The organism is Serratia inhibens (genome assembly GCF_003591175.1).
GTDB classification, from domain to species: Bacteria; Pseudomonadota; Gammaproteobacteria; order Enterobacterales; family Enterobacteriaceae; genus Serratia; species Serratia inhibens.
The window spans coordinates 1695835-1715451 of sequence record NZ_QYYG01000001.1 but is presented as its reverse complement, the minus strand read 5'-3'; the positions used below and the strand labels follow the sequence as shown (position 1 = coordinate 1715451).

Here is a 19617-nt window from a genome sequence, read left to right as displayed (position 1 = left end):
GGGTTATTGGCCCAGCACCCGCGTGCGGATCACGTCGGCGATGCCTGGTTGCAGGTGATCGGCGATCACCAGATCGGCGCGTTGCTTGATAGCGTCATCGGCGTTGCCCATGGCTACACCCAGACCGGCCGCTTCCAGCATGCTGAGATCGTTGTAGTTATCCCCGAAGGCCACCACCTGATCCATGTTCAGCCCCTGAGACTCGACCCACTGTTGCAGGCGTTTGCCCTTGCTGTTGCCGCCTTTGGCGATATCTACCTGATCGTGCCATGACCATTCACATGCCAGCCCCAGCTCTTTTTCCACCGTTTCGGCGAAGTTGCGCAGCGCGGGAATATCGTCGTGCGACGTCGCGAACTTCCAGATCGACTGCACCTCGTCCACCGCCTGCACCAGACTGTCGACGTGAAGCAGCGTTGGGCGTTGCGCCGGGGGCAGGGTTTCCGCCCAGGCCAGCGAGCGGGTAATGTGGCCGCTGGTGTCCTGATACAGCATGGCGTCGTCCACATACATCAGGCCGTGAATGCCGCTTTGTTTCAGCATTTGCAGCACCAGCCTGGCCTGCTCTTTTGGCAAGGGATCGGCAGCCAGCACCTTTTTCTGCTGGAAGTCATACAGATAGGTGCCGTTGCAGCAGATCGCCGGCGTGTCTATTTCCAGCGCCTGATAGAACGGGTGGATCGCCACGTGATGGCGACCTGTGGCCACCACCACTTTGATACCGGCGGCGCGTGCTTCAGCCAGGGCCGCCAGCGATTGCGGCAAAATGCGTTTTTGGTTGTCCAGCAGGGTGCCGTCCAGATCGAGGGCAATGACGCGGTAGCTCATAGGGATCTCATTATCGTTAGCAAGAAAACTAAGCCGATGGTACACCGGATAAGCGATGGATAAAACTGCACAGATTTCATCTGCAATCCGGGGTTGTTATGTCACCGATGTGAGGTAAGCTAGGGGAAACCGACAAATCTGAAACCGGTTTCTCTTTTACTCTATTCAAGGAGAACACATGAAGCAAATCGTTTATGTCGCCAGCCCGGAAAGCCAGCAAATCCACGTGTGGCAGTTAGATGACACCGGCGCACTGGATCTGCTGCAAACCCTCGACGTACCGGGCCAGGTACAACCGATGGCGATCCACCCGGATAGAACCCACCTGTACGTTGGCGTGCGCCCGGCCTTCGGTATCGTCAGCTACCGCATTGAGGCGGACGGCAAACTGCAACAGGCCGGCATGGCGCCGCTGCCGGGCAGCCCGACCCATATTTCCACCGATTTGCAGGGCCGCTATCTGTTCTCCGCTTCCTACAGCGGCAACTGTGCCAGCATCAGCCCGATCGGCCATGACGGCGTGGTAGTGGCGCCCATTCAGCAGATCGACGGTTTAACCGCGCCGCACTCGGCCAATATCGATCCGACCAATCAGTTGCTGCTGGTGCCTTGCCTGAAAGAAGATCGTATTCGCCTGTTCAACCTGAGTCAGCAAGGCAAACTGACGCCGCACGCGCAGGACGCGGTGGCTACCGCAACCGGCGCCGGCCCGCGTCATATGGCGTTCCATCACAATGACAACTATGCCTACTGCGTGAACGAGCTGGACGGCACGGTGGACGTGTTCGTCATCACTGAAAACGGCAGCAAATACACGCTGACGCAGACGGTGAATATCATGCCGGACGATTTCGACGGCACCCGCTGGGCGGCGGATATCCACATCACGCCGAATGGCCGCTTCCTGTACACCAGCGACCGCACTGCCAGCATCCTGACGATTTTCAGAGTGTCCGAAGACGGCAGCACCCTGTCGCCTGTCGGCCATCATCCGACCGAAGAGCAGCCACGCGGTTTCAACATCGACCACAGCGGCCGCTTTGTCATTGCCGCAGGTCAGAAATCCGACCATATCGGCGTCTATGAAATCGATCAGACCAACGGCAAGCTGACCACGCTGGCGCGTTATCCGGTAGGTAAGGGCCCGATGTGGGTGAGCGTGTTAGCCAAGTAATTAATACCCGTCGCCTTTCAAGCTGCAGCGTTGTTACCTGCACTCGATTATTCGGCCCATCCGTGGGCCGAACCTCTTCGGGGCCGCTGCAAGCAGCGTTCAAATCTGCTCCCGGCAGATTTGTCACCCAGTCACTTACTTGAGTAAGCTCCGGGGATGAGCGAGCTTGGCGCCTAGCTGCAACTTGAAATTCATAGGGTATGAATTATTGGAAAGCGGGCGCGATAGCGCCGCATTTCTTGCCAAAGAATCAGCTGTACTTCACCGTCAGCGTGGCGCTGCCAAGGCTGTGAAAGTACACGTTAAAGCCGACCAGGGCGCCGCTGGAACCTTTATCCACTTCAATGCTCTCCACATTCAATGCATGAATCGTGAAGTGATAGCGATGGCTTTCACCCTGCGGTGGCGCTGCGCCGCCGTAACCGGCGGAGCCAAAATCGGTGCGGGTCTGGATGGCGCCGGCCGGCAGACCGCCTTTGCCGGAGCCTGCGCCCTGCGGCAGTTCGCGCGTCTGCGCCGGAATATTGGCCACCACCCAGTGCCACCAGCCGGAGCCGGTCGGGGCATCGGGATCGTACACCGACATCACGAAACTCTTGGTGCCTTCCGGCACGCCATCCCAGGCCAGATGCGGTGACAGATTCTCGCCCTGATAACCCATGCCGTTAAATACCTGGCGCTCCGGCATTTTCGCGCCGTCTTGCAGATCGTTGCTGTACAAACGAAAGCTCATAATGACTCCGTTGGTCGGTAAAGCTGAATGCCTAAGCTAGACCTTTTTGGCGCGATAACACAAGCGTCATTGCATCTCGCCAGTGGCTTCACCTATGAGTTACCATAGTTAACGCCGAAGCTACATACGCGATATCAATAATTCACAAATCGATAAAAGTAATCATGATCTCATTCAAAAAACGCACGCCGTGGTTTGGCTGGCTACGCCGCTGGGCCAAGGGCATCAAGCGCGACATCTATGCACTGTGGCTGGCGGCCCGCGATCGGCGCACGCCCTGGTACGCCAAACTGGTTGCCTTGCTGGTGGCCGGCTATGCGGTGTCGCCTATCGATTTGATCCCGGACTTTATCCCGGTGCTGGGTTATCTGGACGACGTGATCATCGTGCCGTTGGGCATCATGCTGGCGGTGCGCCTGATCCCCAGGCCGCTGATGGCGGAACTGCGTGAGAAGGCGCAACGGCGTATCGATAATCCCACCGGCCGCATGGCGGCGGTGATGATCATTTTATTGTGGGTGCTGTGTCTGGTGATGCTGGCCCGCTATCTGGACCAGCACTGGTAAGTGCTTATCTCGCCGCTGCGGCCACGGCGGCGGTCAACCGGCTGAGCTGATCGGGCTGAATGATGTAAGGCGGCATCAGATAAATCAGCTTGCCGAATGGCCGGATCCACACCCCGCGCTCGACAAAACCGCGCTGCAACTGTGCCACGTCCACCGGCTCGCGCATTTCCACCACGCCAATCGCCCCCAGCACTCGCACATCCGCCACTTTTGGCAGCGACAGGAGCGGCAATAGCTGCTGTTTTAGCTGTGTTTCGATAGCGGCGACCTGCTGTTGCCAATGGTTTTCCGCCAGCAACGACAGGCTGGCTTCGGCCACCGCGCAGGCCAGCGGGTTGCCCATAAAGGTCGGCCCGTGCATAAAGCAGCCCGCCGCGCCATTGCTGATGGTTTCAGCTACGTGGCGGGTGGTCAGAGTGGCCGACAGCGTCATATAACCGCCGGTCAGCGCCTTGCCCAGGCAGAGAATATCCGGTACCACTCCCGCATGTTCGCAGGCGAACAGCTTGCCGGTGCGGCCAAAGCCGGTGGCGATTTCATCGGCAATCAACAGCACCTGATGCTGGTCGCACAGCTCGCGCACCCGCTTGAGGTAGGTAGGGTGATAGATGCGCATCCCTCCCGCGCCTTGCACCACAGGTTCCAGGATCACCGCTGCGAGCTCACCGGCGTGCTGTTCCAGCAGCGCGGCGAAGGGGGCTATGTCGCCTTCGTTCCAGGGTTCGTCAAAACGGCACTGCGGTGCGGTGGCGAACAGGTGTGGTGCGAGATAACCCTGATACAGACTGTGCATCGAGTTGTCAGGATCGCACACCGACATCGCGCCGAATGTATCGCCGTGATAGCCGTGACGCAGAGTCAGAATACGTTGCCGCCGCTCCCCGCGCGCCTGCCAGTATTGCAGCGCCATCTTCAGCGCCACTTCAACGGCCACCGAGCCGGAGTCCGCCAGAAACACGCATTGCAGCGCCTCCGGCGTCATCTCCACCAGCCTGCGGCACAGTGCGATGGCGGCGGGATGGGTAATGCCGCCGAACATCACGTGCGACATTTTTTCCAGTTGCCGGGTGGCGGCCAGGTTCAACTGCGGGTGGTTATAGCCGTGGATTGCGGCCCACCAGGATGACATACCGTCTACCAGGCGCCGGCCATCGGCCAATTGCAGCTCGACGCCGCTGGCGGTCTCTACCGGATAACAGGGCAACGGATGGCTCATGGAAGTATAAGGGTGCCAAATGTGGCGCTGGTCGAATTCAAGGTCGGAGGCGCTGATAGACATACTTGTAAACCAAATCATGTTCGTAATGGTTGACAGTATATCCACAATATCTACACTGACGACACTTTTTTCATTTTTGGAGACGCCGTGATGGCCGATCGCATTCACTGGACAGTGGGTCTCGCCCAGACCTTGTTTGATAAACCGTTACTTGAGCTGTTGTTTGAAGCCCAGACCGTTCACCGCCGCCATTTTGACCCGCGCCAGGTGCAGGTGAGCACGTTGTTATCAATCAAAACCGGTGCCTGTCCGGAAGATTGCAAATACTGCCCGCAGAGTTCTCGCTACAAAACCGGCCTTGAGTCGGAGCGGTTGATGCAGGTGGAACAGGTGCTGGAATCGGCGCGCAAGGCCAAAGCGAATGGCTCGACCCGCTTCTGCATGGGGGCGGCGTGGAAGAACCCGCACGAGCGCGATATGCCCTATTTGCAACAGATGGTGCAAGGGGTGAAGGCGATGGGCATGGAAACCTGCATGACGTTGGGCACGCTTGACCATACCCAGGCAGAACGGCTGGCGGACGCCGGGCTGGATTATTACAACCACAACCTGGACACCTCGCCGGAGTTTTACGGCAACATCATCACCACCCGCAGCTATCAGGAACGTCTGGACACGCTGGACAAGGTGCGCGGGGCGGGCATTAAAGTTTGTTCCGGCGGCATCGTCGGGTTGGGCGAGACGGTGCGTGACCGCGCCGGGCTGCTGGTGCAGTTGGCCAACCTGCCGACACCGCCGGAGAGCGTGCCGATCAACATGCTGGTGAAGGTAAAAGGCACGCCGCTGGCGGATAACGATGACGTGGATCCGTTCGATTTCATCCGCACCATCGCGGTGGCGCGCATCATGATGCCGGCCTCTTACGTCCGCCTTTCCGCCGGTCGCGAACAAATGAACGAGCAAACTCAGGCGATGTGCTTTATGGCCGGCGCCAACTCCATCTTCTACGGCTGCAAACTGCTGACCACGCCAAATCCGGAAGAAGACAAAGACCTGCAACTGTTCCGCAAGCTGGGCCTCAACCCGCAGCAGACCGAAACCGAGCATGGCGACAACCAGCAGCAACAGGTACTGGCGGAGCAACTGCTGCATGCCGATACCGCTGAGTTTTACAACGCGGCGCTGTAATGAGCTGGCAACAACGTATTGAACAGGCGCTGGAGGAGCGGCAGCAGAATGCCGCTTACCGTCGTCGCCAGGTGAACCAGGGCGGCAATGGCCGCCATATTCAGCTCAACGACGAGCGCTACCTGAACTTTTCCGGCAACGACTATCTTGGTCTGAGCCAGGATCCGCAGGTGATCGCCGCCTGGCAGCAGGGCGCCCGGCAGTATGGCGTCGGCAGCGGCGGCTCCGGGCACGTTACCGGGTTCTGTGCGGCGCATCAGGCGCTGGAACAGCAACTGGCGGAGTGGCTCGGCTACCCGCGCGCGCTGCTGTTTATCTCCGGCTATGCCGCCAATCAGGCATTGCTGGCGGCGCTGATGCAGGCGGACGATCGCATCTTGGCGGACCGGCTCAGCCACGCGTCGCTGCTGGAAGCCGCCGCCCATTCACCGGCCCAACTGCGTCGTTTTCGCCACAATCAGCCGCAGGCGCTGGCCGGCCTGCTGGCAAAACCCTGCGCTGGCCAGATGCTGGCGGTGACCGAAGGGGTGTTCAGCATGGACGGCGACAGCGCACCGCTGGCGGAGTTGCATCGCCTGACCCAGGCGGCAGGGGCCTGGCTGATGGTCGATGACGCGCACGGCATCGGCGTTCACGGCGAACAGGGGCGCGGCAGTTGCTGGCAGCAGGGCGTGCGGCCCGAACTGCTGGTGGTCACCTTCGGCAAAGCCTTTGGCGTCAGCGGCGCGGCTGTGCTGTGCGACGAGGCCACGGCGGAATATCTGCTGCAGTTTGCCCGCCATTTGATTTACAGCACCGCAATGCCGCCGGCGCAGGCTTGCGCCTTGCAGACGGCGTTGCAGCGCATCCAGCAGGGTGACGAGTTGCGCGCCCGGCTGCAGGACAATATTCAGCGTTTCCGGCAAGGTGCGGCCCGGTTGCCATTAGCCCTGACGGCGTCGGTGACCGCCATTCAGCCGCTGCTGGTGGGCGACAACCAGCGTGCGCTCGATCTGGCGCAGCAGCTGCGTGGTCAGGGATTGTGGGTGAGCGCCATTCGCCCGCCAACGGTGCCGCCGGGCGGCGCGCGCCTGCGCATTACCCTGACGGCGGCGCATCAGCCGCAGGATATCGATCGCCTGCTGGAGGTATTGCATGACGTCAGCCTTTGAGCCGGTCAACAAGCAGGCGGTCGCCTCGGCTTTCAGCCGTGCGGCGGGCAGTTATGATTCGGCGGCGGTACTGCAACGCGACGTCGGTGAGCGCTTGCTGGAGATGGGGGCGGCGCATAGTGGCGAACAGCTGCTCGACGCAGGCTGCGGCACCGGGCACTTCAGCCGCCGCTGGCGCGAACGGGGGAAACAGGTCACCGCGCTCGATCTGGCGCCGGGCATGTTGGCATTCGCCCGCCAGCAGCAGGCTGCGGACCACTATCTGCTGGGGGATATCGAAAATGTGCCGCTGCCTGCGGCCGCGGTAGATATCTGTTTCAGCAGCCTGGTGGTGCAATGGTGCAGCGATTTACCGCGCGCTTTGGCGGAGCTGTACCGGGTAACCCGGCCAGGTGGCATGATTTTGTTTTCCACGCTGGCGGAAGGCTCGCTGGAGGAACTGGGCGACGCCTGGCAGCAGGTAGACGGCGAACGTCACGTGAACGACTTTCTGCCGCTGGCGCAGATCGACGCGGCCTGCGCCGGCTATCGCCACCGTCTGGAGACGGAGCGGCAAACCCTGCATTATCCTGATGTGATGGCGCTGATGCGATCGCTCAAGGGGATCGGCGCTACCCATTTGCATCAGGGGCGCGAAGCCGGTTTGCTGTCCCGTCGGCGGCTTGCCGCCTTGCAGGCTGCCTATCCGCGCCGGGGCGGGCAATTCCCGCTCAGCTATCATCTGGTTTATGGAGTGATTTATCGTGATTAAGCGTTGGTTCGTCACCGGCACCGATACCGAAGTGGGTAAAACCGTGGCCAGCAGCGCCTTGTTGCAGGCGGCCAATTCGGCGGGTTATCGCACGGCCGGTTACAAGCCGGTCGCTTCCGGCAGTGACATGACGGCCGAGGGGCTGCGCAACGGCGACGCGCTGGCATTGCAGGCCAACAGCGCCGTGGCGCTGAGCTACGAAGAAGTGAATCCTTATGTGTTTGCCGAACCGACTTCGCCGCACATTGTCAGTGCCGACGAGGGGCGGCCAATCGAGCTGGCCCGGCTTTCCGCCGGTCTGCGCCACCTGGAGCAAAGGGCCGACTGGCTGTTAATCGAGGGAGCAGGCGGTTGGTTTACGCCGCTTTCCGGGCAGCATACCTTCGCCGACTGGGTACAGCGGGAGCAACTGCCGGTGATCCTGGTGGTGGGCATCAAACTGGGTTGCATTAACCATGCCGTGCTGACCGCGCAGGCGATCCAGCAGGCGGGGTTGCAGCTTGCCGGGTGGATTGCCAACGACGTCACCGCCCCAGGCCGCCGTCATCAGGAATATTTGGCTACGCTGTGCCGTATGCTGCCTGCGCCATTGCTGGGGGAGATCCCGCATCTGCCGCAACCTGAACGGCAGGCGCTGGGGGCGTATCTGGATTTGAGCGTTTTATCCCACTGATCGTCAAGTCGTCCGTCCAGGGTATTTACCCTGGACGGAGATAACGTGATTTGCCGTTTTACATGGTGGTAACGCAGGCATTATCGAAGTACAGAACGCCATTTTTCGCTAAAGCGTACAAATTGAAAGACAGGATGACATGGGTTGCCCAAACCGGCACTTTTCGTCTGTTGCTGTTGAAACGGTACTCTTTGAACTGGGCATAGTCATTGGCGTTTAGCGTGCCATCCCAGGCGGCGGCATCAGATTTGGCGATGATCGACACGCCATTGCTTTCCGTTTCCTGAATGCAGACATAGCGAAGCGTGGCAAATAAATTGCCGGACCCGCCATTCAGCGCTTTCAGAGTAAAGCAGGCGCCCAACTGTTCATATTGCGATACCGGAACAACCACCCTCAGACCGGCGTTGGTATTGGTATTGCCCAATTTGGTCACTTTTAGCGCATTGCTGCCGTTAACGCCCGCACCGGCTTCAATGGCGAGGGTAATGGCATCCGAGGTAAAAGGATCGCTGACGTTACCGCCGGAAACCTCCCAACCGAAAGGTTTGGTGCTGAATGCGAAACTGCCGTCCTTGATTTTATTATTATTCGCGGTGGTTAGCGTTTGAATACCGGCGCCCGCACCACCGCCATCAAGCCGACTGTGGCTAATCACAAAGTCACCTGTGCCGCCGAAATAACGTCCGGTCGCGGTTCTGACACCATAAAATTTAACGTTTTCGACGATAATCCCGCTACTGCCCGCTTCGGCGTAGAAGCAATAATCTTGCGGCAGAACCCCTTTAAGCGTAATGATTTCTCCACCCTGAATAAGTAATGAAGCATTCTGGTGGGCGCTGCAGCGGAAAGGAATATCCGTAATTGGGCTATTTTCATTATTGAATTCAATATGGCAGCCGTGAAACTCGACGCTCCCGGCTCCGACATTGACGATAGCGTTGGCGTAATCTATTGAGGTACCGAAGAAACGAAAAGCGCCATTCGGGTTCTGATTCCTGATGGCCAGTCCTTGCGAGTTACCAAGGGTGCCGCCAAAGAAATTGATCCCTTCACCAAAGTTCTTGGCACTACTGTTGGCAGGCGGCATATACACGCATTCATGGCAGCGGATAATATGACAGGCGTAGTGATGCGCAATATAAGCGTTAGTACCAAAATACATGCCGTAATAAAAACCGGAGATATACAGGTTATTAACGGAGAAATTCCCCAGCAAGCTTTCTGGTGAATCAAACCGGATCCCGTCGATAAAGTTATAAACTGGAGCTTGGCCGGTCACTTCAGGTTGTTTTGCCCCAATCCCCTTGACGGTAAAGTCTTTCAAAACAGGCGCCGGTCGAATAGGCACTCCATTGTCCAGCGCGGCGGGTGATGTGTAACAACGCATAAAGTAGTTGTGATCGCTTTCAGTGCCGCTTGGAATATTAGTCGTTATTTTGACGCCATTGCCGTCGATATAAACGAAGCCCACGTCGATATCGGTCTTGGGGGCTACCCATTCCTCAAAGGGCGCAGTGAATTTGACGATTGCCGGTCTTTTTAATGTGTCTTTAATGAAGGTTTGCGCTTTGATCAGCTCATCGCGTGACTTGACGTAAATACCCCCGATATCGAGACGTTCTTTTAGGGGCCAGATCTTCGTATTCAGATCGCTATATTGAATAAATGCTGCGTCGTTATCGGCCATTGTCCACTCCTCAGTAAGGTCAATCAGGTATGAAAGCTCGTTGAGTATGGAAGGCGCTTTGACTCATTCACAGCAACGCGGGCTCTGTCCTGGCTGGTACAACACAGGAGCAGAGAAAGAGGATCAACCGGCTCGAACGAGAGCAGGGGCGCAATGCTCCGCGCCCCGCCAGTTACACTGCCAGATAGGCATTGATCAACTCCTCGTCCAACTGCTCCAGCGTGCCGTTCGCTACACTGCGGCCCTGATCCATCAGGCAAAAACGATCCGCCACGCGGCGTACAAACGGCAACTTGTGCTCCACCAGCAGGATCGTCATGCCCAGCTCGCGGTTCAGCTTGCGGATCGCGTTGCCGATATCGGCGGCGATCGAAGGCTGTACCCCGCTGGTAGGCTCGTCGAGGATCAGCAACTCCGGCTCCAGCACCAGCGCACGGCCAATCGCCAGTTGCTGCTGTTCGCCATCGCACAAGTCACCGGCCCGGCGGCTGCGCATTTCTCGCAGGTTGGGGAACAGACTATAAATGAGCGGCGGAATGCGCCGGGTTTTGTCCCGGCCGGCCATCAGCGCCACCTGCAGGTTCTCCTCCACGCTGAGCTGCGAGAAGATTTGCCGCCCTTGCGGCACGTAGCTGATGCCCAGCGCCGCCCGGTTTTCCATCGGCTGCTGCAGCAGATTCTGCGGAGGTTCGTCCGCCAACTGCCAGGTCATACTGCCGCTGACGACCGGCAAATGCCCCATAATGCAGTTGACCAACGTGGTTTTACCCACGCCGTTACGACCGATAAGCACCGTGCACTGGCCGCGCGGCAACTCCAGGTTAATATCCCACAGGGTATGATTTTGCCCGTAGAACTGGTTCACTGACCTTAAACTCAACATCCGGCACTCTCCTCAAAGACCCGTATTCCACTCGTGGATGTGCGCCCAGATAGGCGCAGGCGTAACGCGTTCCTGTTAAAGACCGCACCGGTTTCACCGGGCGGCATTGGCGCAGGAACGGCAATCAAACGTCTGCTTCCCTGCGTTATCCACTCCTTACTGCTTGATCCGCCTTAGCGGTTTATTTCCCGAGTGTCTTAATGTCCAGAACAAAATGCTGCATGGCTACCTTTAACGAGGTAGTTCAGGTTCAGAAAAAACAAAGGATTTACAGGTAAAAATGGCCGTTAATGGCGGTTTACCAGCGCTCTCTCGCCTTTATCGCGGCATTGCCAGTTATTTAGCCCCATGCCGGTGGCGAGCGAAGAGCAGGTAATACTGCCGTGCCGGCACGGATATTTCATCCGGTCGCACTTTCGCCGCTAAACGATATTGCAACTCTCAGGCCAACTTTTTCAATCCGAAAAAAAAAGGGAATGTTATTGCTATGTTAACCATTTGGCAGGCGTGAGCTGGCCCGGCGGCCTGGATGAAAATGAGGTGTAAAGTTAACGCGGACGATTTTTGCACTGTTGCAGTGCTGTGAAGAAAAGTGATGGTGCAAACTATTTTACCGGTTGCGGCAAGATGCGGCACATGAGTGCGATAATGGGATAAATGTGTTTTTGGCAATGGGTCTTTTTAGCATTAATCGGCATAAACAAAGCGATATTTTTGTGAAAAAATAACTAAAAAAGCCGTTTCGGCGAGCTGAAACGCCAAAAAGCGTTCTTTCTGCAACTCCCGTCACGGGCGGGGCGGTGGGAGTTATCCACTATTCCTGTGGATAACCTTGTGCATTAGATTTAGAAAAGCGGTTTAAAGCGAGAGCGGGCGCGGGTTCTGTTCCCGTTGGCCGCATTCTCATCTTTTTATTAATTGTGTTTTATATCAATAAATTAACTAAAATCAAGACACCAATGTATTGATGCAGTGGCTATGTATGATTTTTCACCGCAGTGCTATCAATAAGTTAATTTTTGACGGATTTTGGGGATAAATCAGTTATTGACAATAAAAATGTCACGCGGCTGTAACCCTGCCGGTGCATTCACGCCCCGCCGACGTGCGCGTCGGCAGCGGGGTCAATAGCGGGATGCGTCATCTTGAGCAACGAATCGCTTGAAGCTGGTTTTATATCCAGTATCATAGGCACTGGCGAAAATCGCCGGGGCTTTCCATAATTAGGGGCCATTCGTCGAGCATCCGCTCCATGGCCGCCTGAGCGCGCGCATCTCCACAGGGTAGCCGAGTCAATGAGTAAAATTTTCAAACTGCGTTCCGATTTCAAACCGGCCGGCGATCAGCCGGAAGCCATTCGCAAGCTGGAAGAGGGCCTGGAAGACGGTCTGGCGCATCAAACGCTGCTGGGCGTTACCGGTTCGGGCAAGACATTTACCGTCGCCAACGTCATCGCCGATCTAAACCGGCCGACCATGGTGCTGGCGCCAAACAAGACGCTGGCGGCGCAGCTGTATGGCGAGATGAAAGAGTTCTTCCCCGAGAATGCGGTTGAGTATTTTGTCTCGTACTACGACTACTACCAGCCGGAAGCCTATGTCCCCAGCTCCGACACCTTTATTGAAAAAGACTCCGCGGTGAACGAGCACATCGAACAAATGCGCCTTTCAGCCACCAAGGCGCTGCTGGAACGCCGCGACGTAGTGGTGGTGGCATCGGTGTCGGCAATCTATGGCCTGGGCGATCCGGAGCTGTATCTGAAGATGATGCTGCACCTGACCAAGGGCATGATCATCGATCAACGCTCGATCCTGCGGCGTTTGACGGAGCTGCAATATTCCCGCAACGATCAGGCTTTCCAGCGCGCCACCTTCCGCGTGCGCGGCGAGGTGATCGACATCTTCCCGGCAGAGTCGGACGAGCTGGCGCTGCGCATCGAGCTGTTTGATGAAGAAGTCGAACGGCTTTCGCTGTTCGATCCGCTGACCGGCCAGATCGAGCAGGTGGTACAGCGTTTCACCATTTACCCGAAGTCGCACTACGTGACGCCGCGCGAGCGGATCCTGCAGGCGATGGAAGAGATCAAGGTGGATCTGGCCGAGCGGCGCAAGGTGCTGCTGGCCAACAACAAGCTGTTGGAAGAACAGCGTCTGACGCAGCGCACCCAGTTTGATCTGGAGATGATGAACGAGCTGGGCTACTGCTCCGGTATTGAAAACTATTCACGCTATTTGTCCGGCCGCAGCGAGGGTGAGCCGCCACCGACGCTGTTTGACTATCTGCCGGCGGATGGCCTGCTGGTGGTCGATGAATCGCACGTTACCATTCCGCAAATCGGCGGCATGTACAAAGGTGACCGTTCGCGCAAGGAAACGCTGGTGGAATACGGCTTCCGCCTGCCGTCGGCGCTGGATAACCGCCCGATGCGTTTTGAAGAGTTCGAAGCGCTGGCGCCGCAGACCATCTACGTGTCCGCCACGCCGGGCAAATATGAGCTGGAGAAATCCGGCGACGATATTATCGATCAGGTCGTGCGGCCTACCGGGCTGCTGGATCCGATAGTGGAAGTGCGGCCGGTCACCACCCAGGTGGATGACCTGCTTTCCGAGATCCGCAAGCGGGTGGCGGTCAAGGAACGCGTGTTGGTCACTACCCTGACCAAGCGCATGGCGGAAGATCTGACCGAATATCTGGAAGAGCACGGCGAGCGCGTGCGCTATCTGCACTCGGACATCGATACCGTGGAACGCGTCGAAATCATTCGTGACCTGCGCCTGGGCGAGTTTGACGTGCTGGTGGGCATCAACCTGTTGCGTGAGGGGCTGGACATGCCTGAGGTGTCGCTGGTGGCGATTCTGGACGCAGACAAGGAAGGCTTCCTGCGTTCCGAACGCTCCCTGATCCAAACCATCGGCCGTGCGGCGCGTAACCTCAACGGCAAGGCGATCCTCTACGGCGACAGAATTACCGACTCGATGGCCAGAGCGATTGGTGAGACCGAACGCCGCCGCGCCAAGCAGCAGGCGTTCAACGAAGAAAACGGCATCGTGCCTAAAGGCCTGAACAAGAAAGTGTCCGATATCCTGCAACTGGGCCAACCGGGCAACCGCAGCAAGGGCCGAGGGAAGGGCAAGGCCGCAGAAAGTGCCGCCCAGTATCAGCATCTGACGCCAAAAGCCCTGGATCAGAAAATCCGCGAGCTGGAAGCGCAGATGTATACTCACGCGCAGAATCTGGAGTTCGAGCTGGCCGCCGGTTTGCGTGACGAAATCCACCAGTTGCGCGAGCAGTTTATCGCCATTTCGTGAACCGAAGGGGCACCGTATTCGGTGTCCGGATCCATCGGGGCGAATTTCTTCGCCCCCACGGTGATTTGAACGCTGCAGTTTGAAAGACGAAGGGGATAAATTTCTTGTCGCCTGTGCCAAAGCTGATTATGGTGTGCGGCCAATTGACTAACGCGAGCCAAAGACCATGACCGAACACCAGTCCAAAGACCCGTTGCACGGCGTCACTCTGGAACAACTTTTAACTAAGCTGGTGGAGAGCTATGGCTGGTCAGGGCTGGCCGAACGCATTCGCATCAACTGTTTCAGCAGCGATCCCAGCATCAAGTCCAGCCTGAAGTTTTTGCGCCGCACGCCCTGGGCGCGCAAGCAGGTGGAAGATCTCTATATCGATATGGTCAACAGCGCCGCCAGCGACAACCCGTGGCTGCGCGGGCGCGATTAACCGCCCGCGATTAACTCAGGCGCGGGTACCCAATTCTATCAGCGCCTGATCCAGCGCCTGGCGCAGCAGTTGACGATCGTGGCGGTAAGGAATATCGGCCGCTTCCAGCGGTTGCTGAATCACTACCCGATCGAGCACCGCGCCGGTATCCACCGCCGGGCCGACAATCAGCGCATCAATCATCTTGCGGCCAATCCGTTCTTCCATCAGCTCCAGCTTGTCTTTCAGCGTCAATGCCGCCGCCGCGACGCTCAGTTCTCGCCCCAGATTGCCGATGTAGATCATATTGGCGCTGCTGCGACGCAGAGCCTGGGTGAGATCGTCCAGCAATAACAGCGGCATCAGGCTGGTGAGAAAACTGCCCGGCCCAATCAGGATCACGTCGGCCTGCGCGATGGCATCCAGCGCCTCACGCGTGGCGTGGACGTGTGGCGACAGCATCAGTTCCTGCGGCATATGGGTAAGCTGGTCGATGTTCACCTCACCGTAAACCTGATGGCCTTCGTGATCGTGCGCCATCAGATCCACCGGCTGCTCGGACATCGGGATCAGCGCCGCGTCCACTTTCAGCAGGCTGCGTACCAGATTGATCGCCTCCAGCGGGCGCACGCTGAGGTGATCCAGGGCTTTCAACATCAGGTTGCCGAGATTATGCCCCGACAGCTCGCCGTTGCCGCTGAAGCGGTATTCGAACATCGCGGAGGCGACGCTCGGTTCGGTGATCAGTTGATTGAGACAGTTGCGGGTATCGCCCCAGGCAATGCCGCCTTCCGAGCGGCGGATGCGACCGGTAGAACCGCCATTATCGGTGGTGGTAACAATGCCGGTTAAACGGGAGCCTAAAGACGACAGGGAAGACATCACGCGGCCAAGACCGTGGCCGCCACCTAATGCCACCACCCGATCGAGATCGGCCAGGGTACGATTACGCATAAATTTCCTTACAAAGGGGCTGAAACTGCCCGCATAAAGTAGCGGATTTGGCGTAAAAACGCGAAAAAGAGTGTCATTTGCGTGATTCTGGTCAATTCGCCTGCGCAAGGGGCGTTTATCATGGTTAACCAGATTTGCAGCCACGTAAAATCGCTGTATAGACAATTATATAGCGAAATTGCGAGTTGGCTATCGCGTTTATTTAGCGCTAGTATTCTGGTGAAAACCACGGTTTCGTTCCGGCTTTCAAACAGCGGGAACTGAGACCAAAACTCCTAGCCTCTGGGCCTACGTTGTTCCTGCGAACAATATGGCGCTTGGGCCGTGGCGAAGTCAGCCACCAGGGTGCAGAGCGGAAACGCTCGCATCTCCCGACTTTGGAAAGGTGTTATGGTGCCGCAACTCATTGATGCTTATGAGCGCAAGTTCTATTACCTGCGCCTGTCGATCACCGACGTGTGTAACTTTCGTTGCACCTACTGCTTGCCTGACGGCTACCAGCCTAACGGCAGCCCGAAAACCTTCCTGTCGCTGGATGAGATCCGGCGTGTCAGCCGCGCATTTGCCGAACTGGGCACCGAAAAGGTCCGCCTTACCGGCGGTGAACCTTCGCTGCGCCGCGATTTTACCGAGATCATTGCCGCCGTGCGTGAAAACCCGGCCATCCGAACGCTGGCGGTCACCACCAACGGCTACCGCCTGGCGCGCGACGTTGCCCAGTGGCGCGACGCCGGCCTGACGGCGATTAACGTCAGCGTCGACAGCCTGGATGCCCGTCAGTTTCACGCCATTACCGGCCAGGACAAGTTCCGCCAGGTGATGGACGGCATCGATGCCGCGTTTGCCGCCGGGTTCAGCAAGGTCAAGGTCAATGCGGTGCTGATGCGTGACGTCAATCATCAGCAACTGAGCGCCTTTCTGCACTGGATCAAAGACCGCCCGATCCAACTGCGTTTTATCGAACTGATGGAAACCGGCGAAGGCGGCGAGCTGTTCCGCCGGCATCACCTGTCCGGCGAAGTGATTCGTTTGCAACTGGAGCAGCAGGGCTGGCAACGGCAACCGCGCGGCCGCAGCGACGGCCCGGCGCAGGTGTTCAGCCACCCGGATTACCAGGGCGAAGTGGGCTTGATCATGCCGTACGAAAAAGACTTCTGCGCCAGTTGCAACCGGCTGCGGGTCTCCGCCATCGGCAACCTGCACCTGTGCCTGTTCGGCGAGCAAGGCATCACGCTGCGCGATCTGCTGGCGGATGACGGTCAGCTCGAGGAATTGAAGCAACGCATCCAGGGCGGGCTGCTGAGCAAAAAGCAGACCCATTTCCTGCATCAGAACAACAGTGGCATTACCCAGAACCTGTCGTTTATCGGCGGCTGACCGCTGCGTGTTTCAAACCGCAGCGTTGTCGGTTGCCTGCGGCCGCCCCTGATAACGGCAGGTAGTTTACTGGGTATTCAACGAAGAGGAGCATCGTTAACAATGAGCCATGCCAGCAGTGAATTCATTCCGGCGCACATCGCCATTCTGACCGTCTCGGACAGCCGGGGCGAAGCTGAAGATACCTCAGGCCAATACCTGCAGGAAGCGGCGCTGGAGGCGGGCCATCGGGTGGTGGATCGCGCCATCGTCAAAGACGATAAATACCTGATCCGTGCGCGGGTTTCCGCGTGGATTGCCGATGAAGGCGTACAGGCGGTGTTGATCACCGGCGGCACCGGTTTTACCACCCGCGACAATACCCCGGAAGCGCTGCTGCCGCTGTTTGACCGCGAGGTCGAAGGGTTTGGCGAGCTGTTCCGCATGGTGTCCTACGAAGAAATCGGCACCGCCACTATCCAGTCGCGTGCGTTGGCCGGCATCGCCAACCAGACGGTGATTTTCGCCATGCCGGGTTCGACCCGTGCCTGCCGCACCGCCTGGGAGCGCATCATTGAAGAGCAGTTGGACGCGCGCCACCGCCCGTGCAACTTCCAGCCACATCTGAAGAAATAAGAGCCATGACGCAGTTAACCCATATTAACGCCGCGGGCGAAGCCCATATGGTCGACGTGTCCGCCAAGGCAGAGACGGTGCGCGAAGCCCGTGCCGAGGCCTTTGTCGAGATGCTGCCCGCCACGCTGGCGATGATTATCGACGGCAGCCACCACAAGGGCGACGTCTTCGCTACGGCGCGCATCGCCGGCATTCAGGCGGCGAAACGCACCTGGGAGCTAATCCCGCTGTGCCACCCGCTGATGCTGAGCAAGGTTGAAGTGCAACTGGAGGCGCAACCGGAACACAGCAGGGTGCGCATTGAAACCTGCTGCCGGCTGACCGGCAAGACCGGCGTCGAAATGGAGGCGCTGACCGCTGCCTCGGTAGCCGCGTTGACCATTTACGACATGTGCAAAGCGGTGCAGAAAGACATGGTGATTGGCCCGGTGCGGCTGCTGGCGAAAAGCGGCGGCAAGTCCGGTGATTTCAAGGTGGATCTATGATTAACATTCTGTTTTTTGCGCAAGTGCGCGAACTGGTGGGCACTGGCGACTTGTCGATGCCGGCGGACTATCCCACGGTAGAGGCGCTGCGCAAGGCGCTTTGCGCACGCGGCGAACGTTGGGCGTTGGCGCTGGAATCCGGCAAGCTGTTGACGGCGGTCAATCAGTCGCTGGTGGCGGCAGAGCACCCGCTGCGCGCCGGCGATGAAGTCGCTTTCTTTCCGCCGGTAACCGGAGGTTAACAGTGGAAAACACCCGTATCCGCGTCGGCGCAGCGCCCTTCAGCGTCGGCGATGAGTATCAGTGGCTGGCGCAGTGCGATGACGACGGCGCCGTCGTGACCTTCACCGGCAAGGTGCGCAACCATAATCTGGGCGACGACGTCAGCGCGTTGACGCTGGAGCACTACCCGGGCATGACCGAAAAAGCGCTGGCGGAGATCGTGGAGGAGGCGCGCAGCCGCTGGCCGTTGCAGCGCGCTACGGTGATCCATCGTGTGGGCGAGCTGTTTCCCGGCGAGGAGATTGTGTTCGTCGGCGTGACCAGCGCGCACCGCAGCATGGCATTCGCCGCCACCGAGTTCATCATGGACTATCTGAAAACCCGAGCGCCGTTCTGGAAGCGCGAAGCGACCGGGCAGGGCGACCGCTGGGTCGACGCGCGCGACAGCGATCGTCAGGCGGCGGAACGTTGGCATAATGCGAATAAATAAAGGGTAAACCGCAGAAATATATCAATACCTTTGCAACTTTCAGGCTAGGCTTTCTGTGGTAGGCTTATAGCAGGTGAAACCTGACATAACAGGGTTTCGAAATCTTGTTCAATACGCAAAAGGTAACCGTCATGGACCGATATCCACGCTCTAATGGTTCAATCGTTGAACGTGCCAACAGCGGCATTCAGGCTTATATGGCGCAGGTTTATGGCTGGATGACCTGTGGCCTGCTGTTGACGGCGTTCGTTTCCTGGTACGCGGCCAACACGCCCGCGATCCTCAACTTTATCTTCTCCAGCCAGATCACCTTCTTCGGCCTGATTATCGCTCAGTTGGCGCTGGTGTTCGTGATTTCCGGTATGGTCAACCGCCTCAGCGGCACTGTGGCTACGTCACTGTTTATGCTTTATTCGGCGCTGACCGGGCTGACGCTGTCGAGCATTTTCATCGCTTATACCTACAGCTCGATCGCCAGCACCTTTGTGGTGACCGCCGGCATGTTCGGCGCGATGAGCCTGTACGGCTACACCACCAAGCGTGATTTGAGCGGTTTCGGCAGCATGCTGTTTATGGCGCTGATCGGCATCGTGCTGGCTTCGCTGGTGAACATCTGGTTGAAAAGCACCGCGCTGATGTGGGCGATTACCTATATCGGAGTGGTGGTGTTCGTTGGCCTGACGGCGTACGACACCCAGAAACTGAAGGCGATGGGCGAACAATTGAACGCCGATGACAAAGACAGCTTCCGCAAATACGCCATCGTCGGCGCGCTGACGCTGTATCTTGATTTCATCAACCTGTTCCTGATGTTGTTGCGTATTTTCGGCAACCGTCGCTAAATCCGTCGTCTTTCAAGCTGCGGCGTTGTTGCAAGGCGCCTAGCCGCAGCATGAAATCCATAGGA

General features: G+C 58.1%; 20 protein-coding genes and 1 riboswitch. Of the genes, 14 read left to right on the top strand and 6 right to left on the bottom strand.

Going from position 1 to position 19617, the window contains the following annotated elements; translation table 11 throughout:
* Positions 1 to 3 precede the first annotated feature (3 nt).
* A complete protein-coding gene (locus D4100_RS08125) occupies positions 4 to 828 on the bottom strand; it encodes a pyridoxal phosphatase (RefSeq protein ID WP_119803983.1) in 825 nt (274 codons plus the stop codon).
* A gap of 178 nt (positions 829 to 1006) precedes the next feature.
* On the opposite strand from D4100_RS08125, the gene pgl reads away from it, so the two are divergent.
* A complete protein-coding gene (pgl, locus tag D4100_RS08120) occupies positions 1007 to 2002 on the top strand; it encodes a 6-phosphogluconolactonase (RefSeq protein ID WP_065505990.1) in 996 nt (331 codons plus the stop codon).
* 250 nt (positions 2003 to 2252) lie between these two features.
* On the opposite strand, the gene D4100_RS08115 is transcribed toward pgl, so the two are convergent.
* Entirely contained in the window at positions 2253 to 2735 is a 483-nt protein-coding gene (locus D4100_RS08115) for a kinase inhibitor (protein WP_119803981.1), read from the bottom strand.
* A 164-nt stretch (positions 2736 to 2899) separates the two neighbouring features.
* Between D4100_RS08115 and D4100_RS26025 the strand changes: the two genes are divergently transcribed.
* Positions 2900 to 3301 (top strand): YkvA family protein, encoded by a 402-nt coding sequence (locus D4100_RS26025; RefSeq protein WP_065505991.1) that lies wholly within the window; start codon positions 2900 to 2902, stop codon positions 3299 to 3301.
* Positions 3302 to 3305: 4 nt separating this feature from the next.
* Here the strand turns inward: D4100_RS26025 and bioA are convergent, their stop codons facing one another.
* Positions 3306 to 4580, bottom strand: coding sequence for an adenosylmethionine--8-amino-7-oxononanoate transaminase (gene bioA / locus D4100_RS08105; protein ID WP_119803980.1), 1275 nt, complete (start codon positions 4578 to 4580; stop codon positions 3306 to 3308).
* Positions 4581 to 4670: 90 nt separating this feature from the next.
* On the opposite strand from bioA, the gene bioB reads away from it, so the two are divergent.
* From bioB to bioD, 4 genes are read left to right on the top strand one after another with little or no spacing between them, the layout of a single operon-like run.
* Entirely contained in the window at positions 4671 to 5708 is a 1038-nt protein-coding gene (gene bioB / locus D4100_RS08100; RefSeq protein WP_062869967.1) for a biotin synthase BioB, read from the top strand.
* Positions 5708 to 6859, top strand: a complete 1152-nt coding sequence (gene bioF / locus D4100_RS08095) for an 8-amino-7-oxononanoate synthase (protein WP_119803978.1) — start codon at positions 5708 to 5710, stop codon at positions 6857 to 6859. The genes bioB and bioF overlap by 1 nt, the downstream gene beginning before the upstream one ends.
* Positions 6843 to 7610, top strand: a complete 768-nt coding sequence (gene bioC, locus D4100_RS08090) for a malonyl-ACP O-methyltransferase BioC (RefSeq protein ID WP_119803976.1) — start codon at positions 6843 to 6845, stop codon at positions 7608 to 7610. Before bioF ends, bioC begins: the two co-directional genes overlap by 17 nt.
* Positions 7603 to 8283: a dethiobiotin synthase gene (gene bioD, locus D4100_RS08085; protein ID WP_119803974.1), complete on the top strand. Its 681-nt coding sequence runs from the start codon at positions 7603 to 7605 to the stop codon at positions 8281 to 8283. Before bioC ends, bioD begins: the two co-directional genes overlap by 8 nt.
* Before the next feature lie 58 nt (positions 8284 to 8341).
* Here bioD and D4100_RS08080 read toward each other — a convergent pair whose 3' ends face one another.
* Positions 8342 to 9973: a hypothetical protein gene (locus D4100_RS08080; protein WP_119803972.1), complete on the bottom strand. Its 1632-nt coding sequence runs from the start codon at positions 9971 to 9973 to the stop codon at positions 8342 to 8344.
* A gap of 172 nt (positions 9974 to 10145) precedes the next feature.
* Positions 10146 to 10856 carry an ATP-binding cassette domain-containing protein gene (locus D4100_RS08075; protein ID WP_119803970.1) on the bottom strand — a complete coding sequence of 237 codons (711 nt, stop codon included), beginning with the start codon at positions 10854 to 10856 and terminating at the stop codon, positions 10146 to 10148.
* 1295 nt (positions 10857 to 12151) lie between these two features.
* Here D4100_RS08075 and uvrB point away from each other — a divergent pair.
* Entirely contained in the window at positions 12152 to 14164 is a 2013-nt protein-coding gene (gene uvrB, locus D4100_RS08070) for an excinuclease ABC subunit UvrB (protein WP_119803968.1), read from the top strand.
* 166 nt (positions 14165 to 14330) lie between these two features.
* Positions 14331 to 14588 carry a VF530 family protein gene (locus tag D4100_RS08065; RefSeq protein ID WP_063202833.1) on the top strand — a complete coding sequence of 86 codons (258 nt, stop codon included), beginning with the start codon at positions 14331 to 14333 and terminating at the stop codon, positions 14586 to 14588.
* 15 nt (positions 14589 to 14603) lie between these two features.
* Here the strand turns inward: D4100_RS08065 and yvcK are convergent, their stop codons facing one another.
* Positions 14604 to 15521 carry a uridine diphosphate-N-acetylglucosamine-binding protein YvcK gene (gene yvcK, locus D4100_RS08060; protein ID WP_065505998.1) on the bottom strand — a complete coding sequence of 306 codons (918 nt, stop codon included), beginning with the start codon at positions 15519 to 15521 and terminating at the stop codon, positions 14604 to 14606.
* A 260-nt stretch (positions 15522 to 15781) separates the two neighbouring features.
* A riboswitch (molybdenum cofactor riboswitch) is annotated at positions 15782 to 15925 on the top strand.
* Between yvcK and moaA the strand changes: the two genes are divergently transcribed.
* The 6 genes from moaA (at position 15912) to D4100_RS08030 (ending at position 19552) form a co-directional block, all read left to right on the top strand.
* Entirely contained in the window at positions 15912 to 16898 is a 987-nt protein-coding gene (gene moaA / locus D4100_RS08055; protein WP_119803966.1) for a GTP 3',8-cyclase MoaA, read from the top strand. It overlaps the preceding riboswitch by 14 nt.
* Positions 16899 to 17000: 102 nt before the next feature.
* Positions 17001 to 17513 carry a molybdenum cofactor biosynthesis protein B gene (gene moaB, locus D4100_RS08050; RefSeq protein ID WP_065506000.1) on the top strand — a complete coding sequence of 171 codons (513 nt, stop codon included), beginning with the start codon at positions 17001 to 17003 and terminating at the stop codon, positions 17511 to 17513.
* A 5-nt stretch (positions 17514 to 17518) separates the two neighbouring features.
* Entirely contained in the window at positions 17519 to 17998 is a 480-nt protein-coding gene (gene moaC, locus D4100_RS08045; RefSeq protein ID WP_013811962.1) for a cyclic pyranopterin monophosphate synthase MoaC, read from the top strand.
* Complete coding sequence (moaD, locus tag D4100_RS08040) at positions 17995 to 18240, top strand: molybdopterin synthase sulfur carrier subunit (protein ID WP_065506001.1); 246 nt, start codon at positions 17995 to 17997, stop codon at positions 18238 to 18240. Before moaC ends, moaD begins: the two co-directional genes overlap by 4 nt.
* Before the next feature lie 2 nt (positions 18241 to 18242).
* On the top strand, positions 18243 to 18710 hold the full coding sequence (moaE, locus tag D4100_RS08035; protein ID WP_119803964.1) for a molybdopterin synthase catalytic subunit MoaE: 468 nt from the start codon (positions 18243 to 18245) through the stop codon (positions 18708 to 18710).
* A gap of 131 nt (positions 18711 to 18841) precedes the next feature.
* Positions 18842 to 19552, top strand: coding sequence for a Bax inhibitor-1/YccA family protein (locus tag D4100_RS08030; protein ID WP_013811965.1), 711 nt, complete (start codon positions 18842 to 18844; stop codon positions 19550 to 19552).
* Positions 19553 to 19617: the final 65 nt, after the last annotated feature.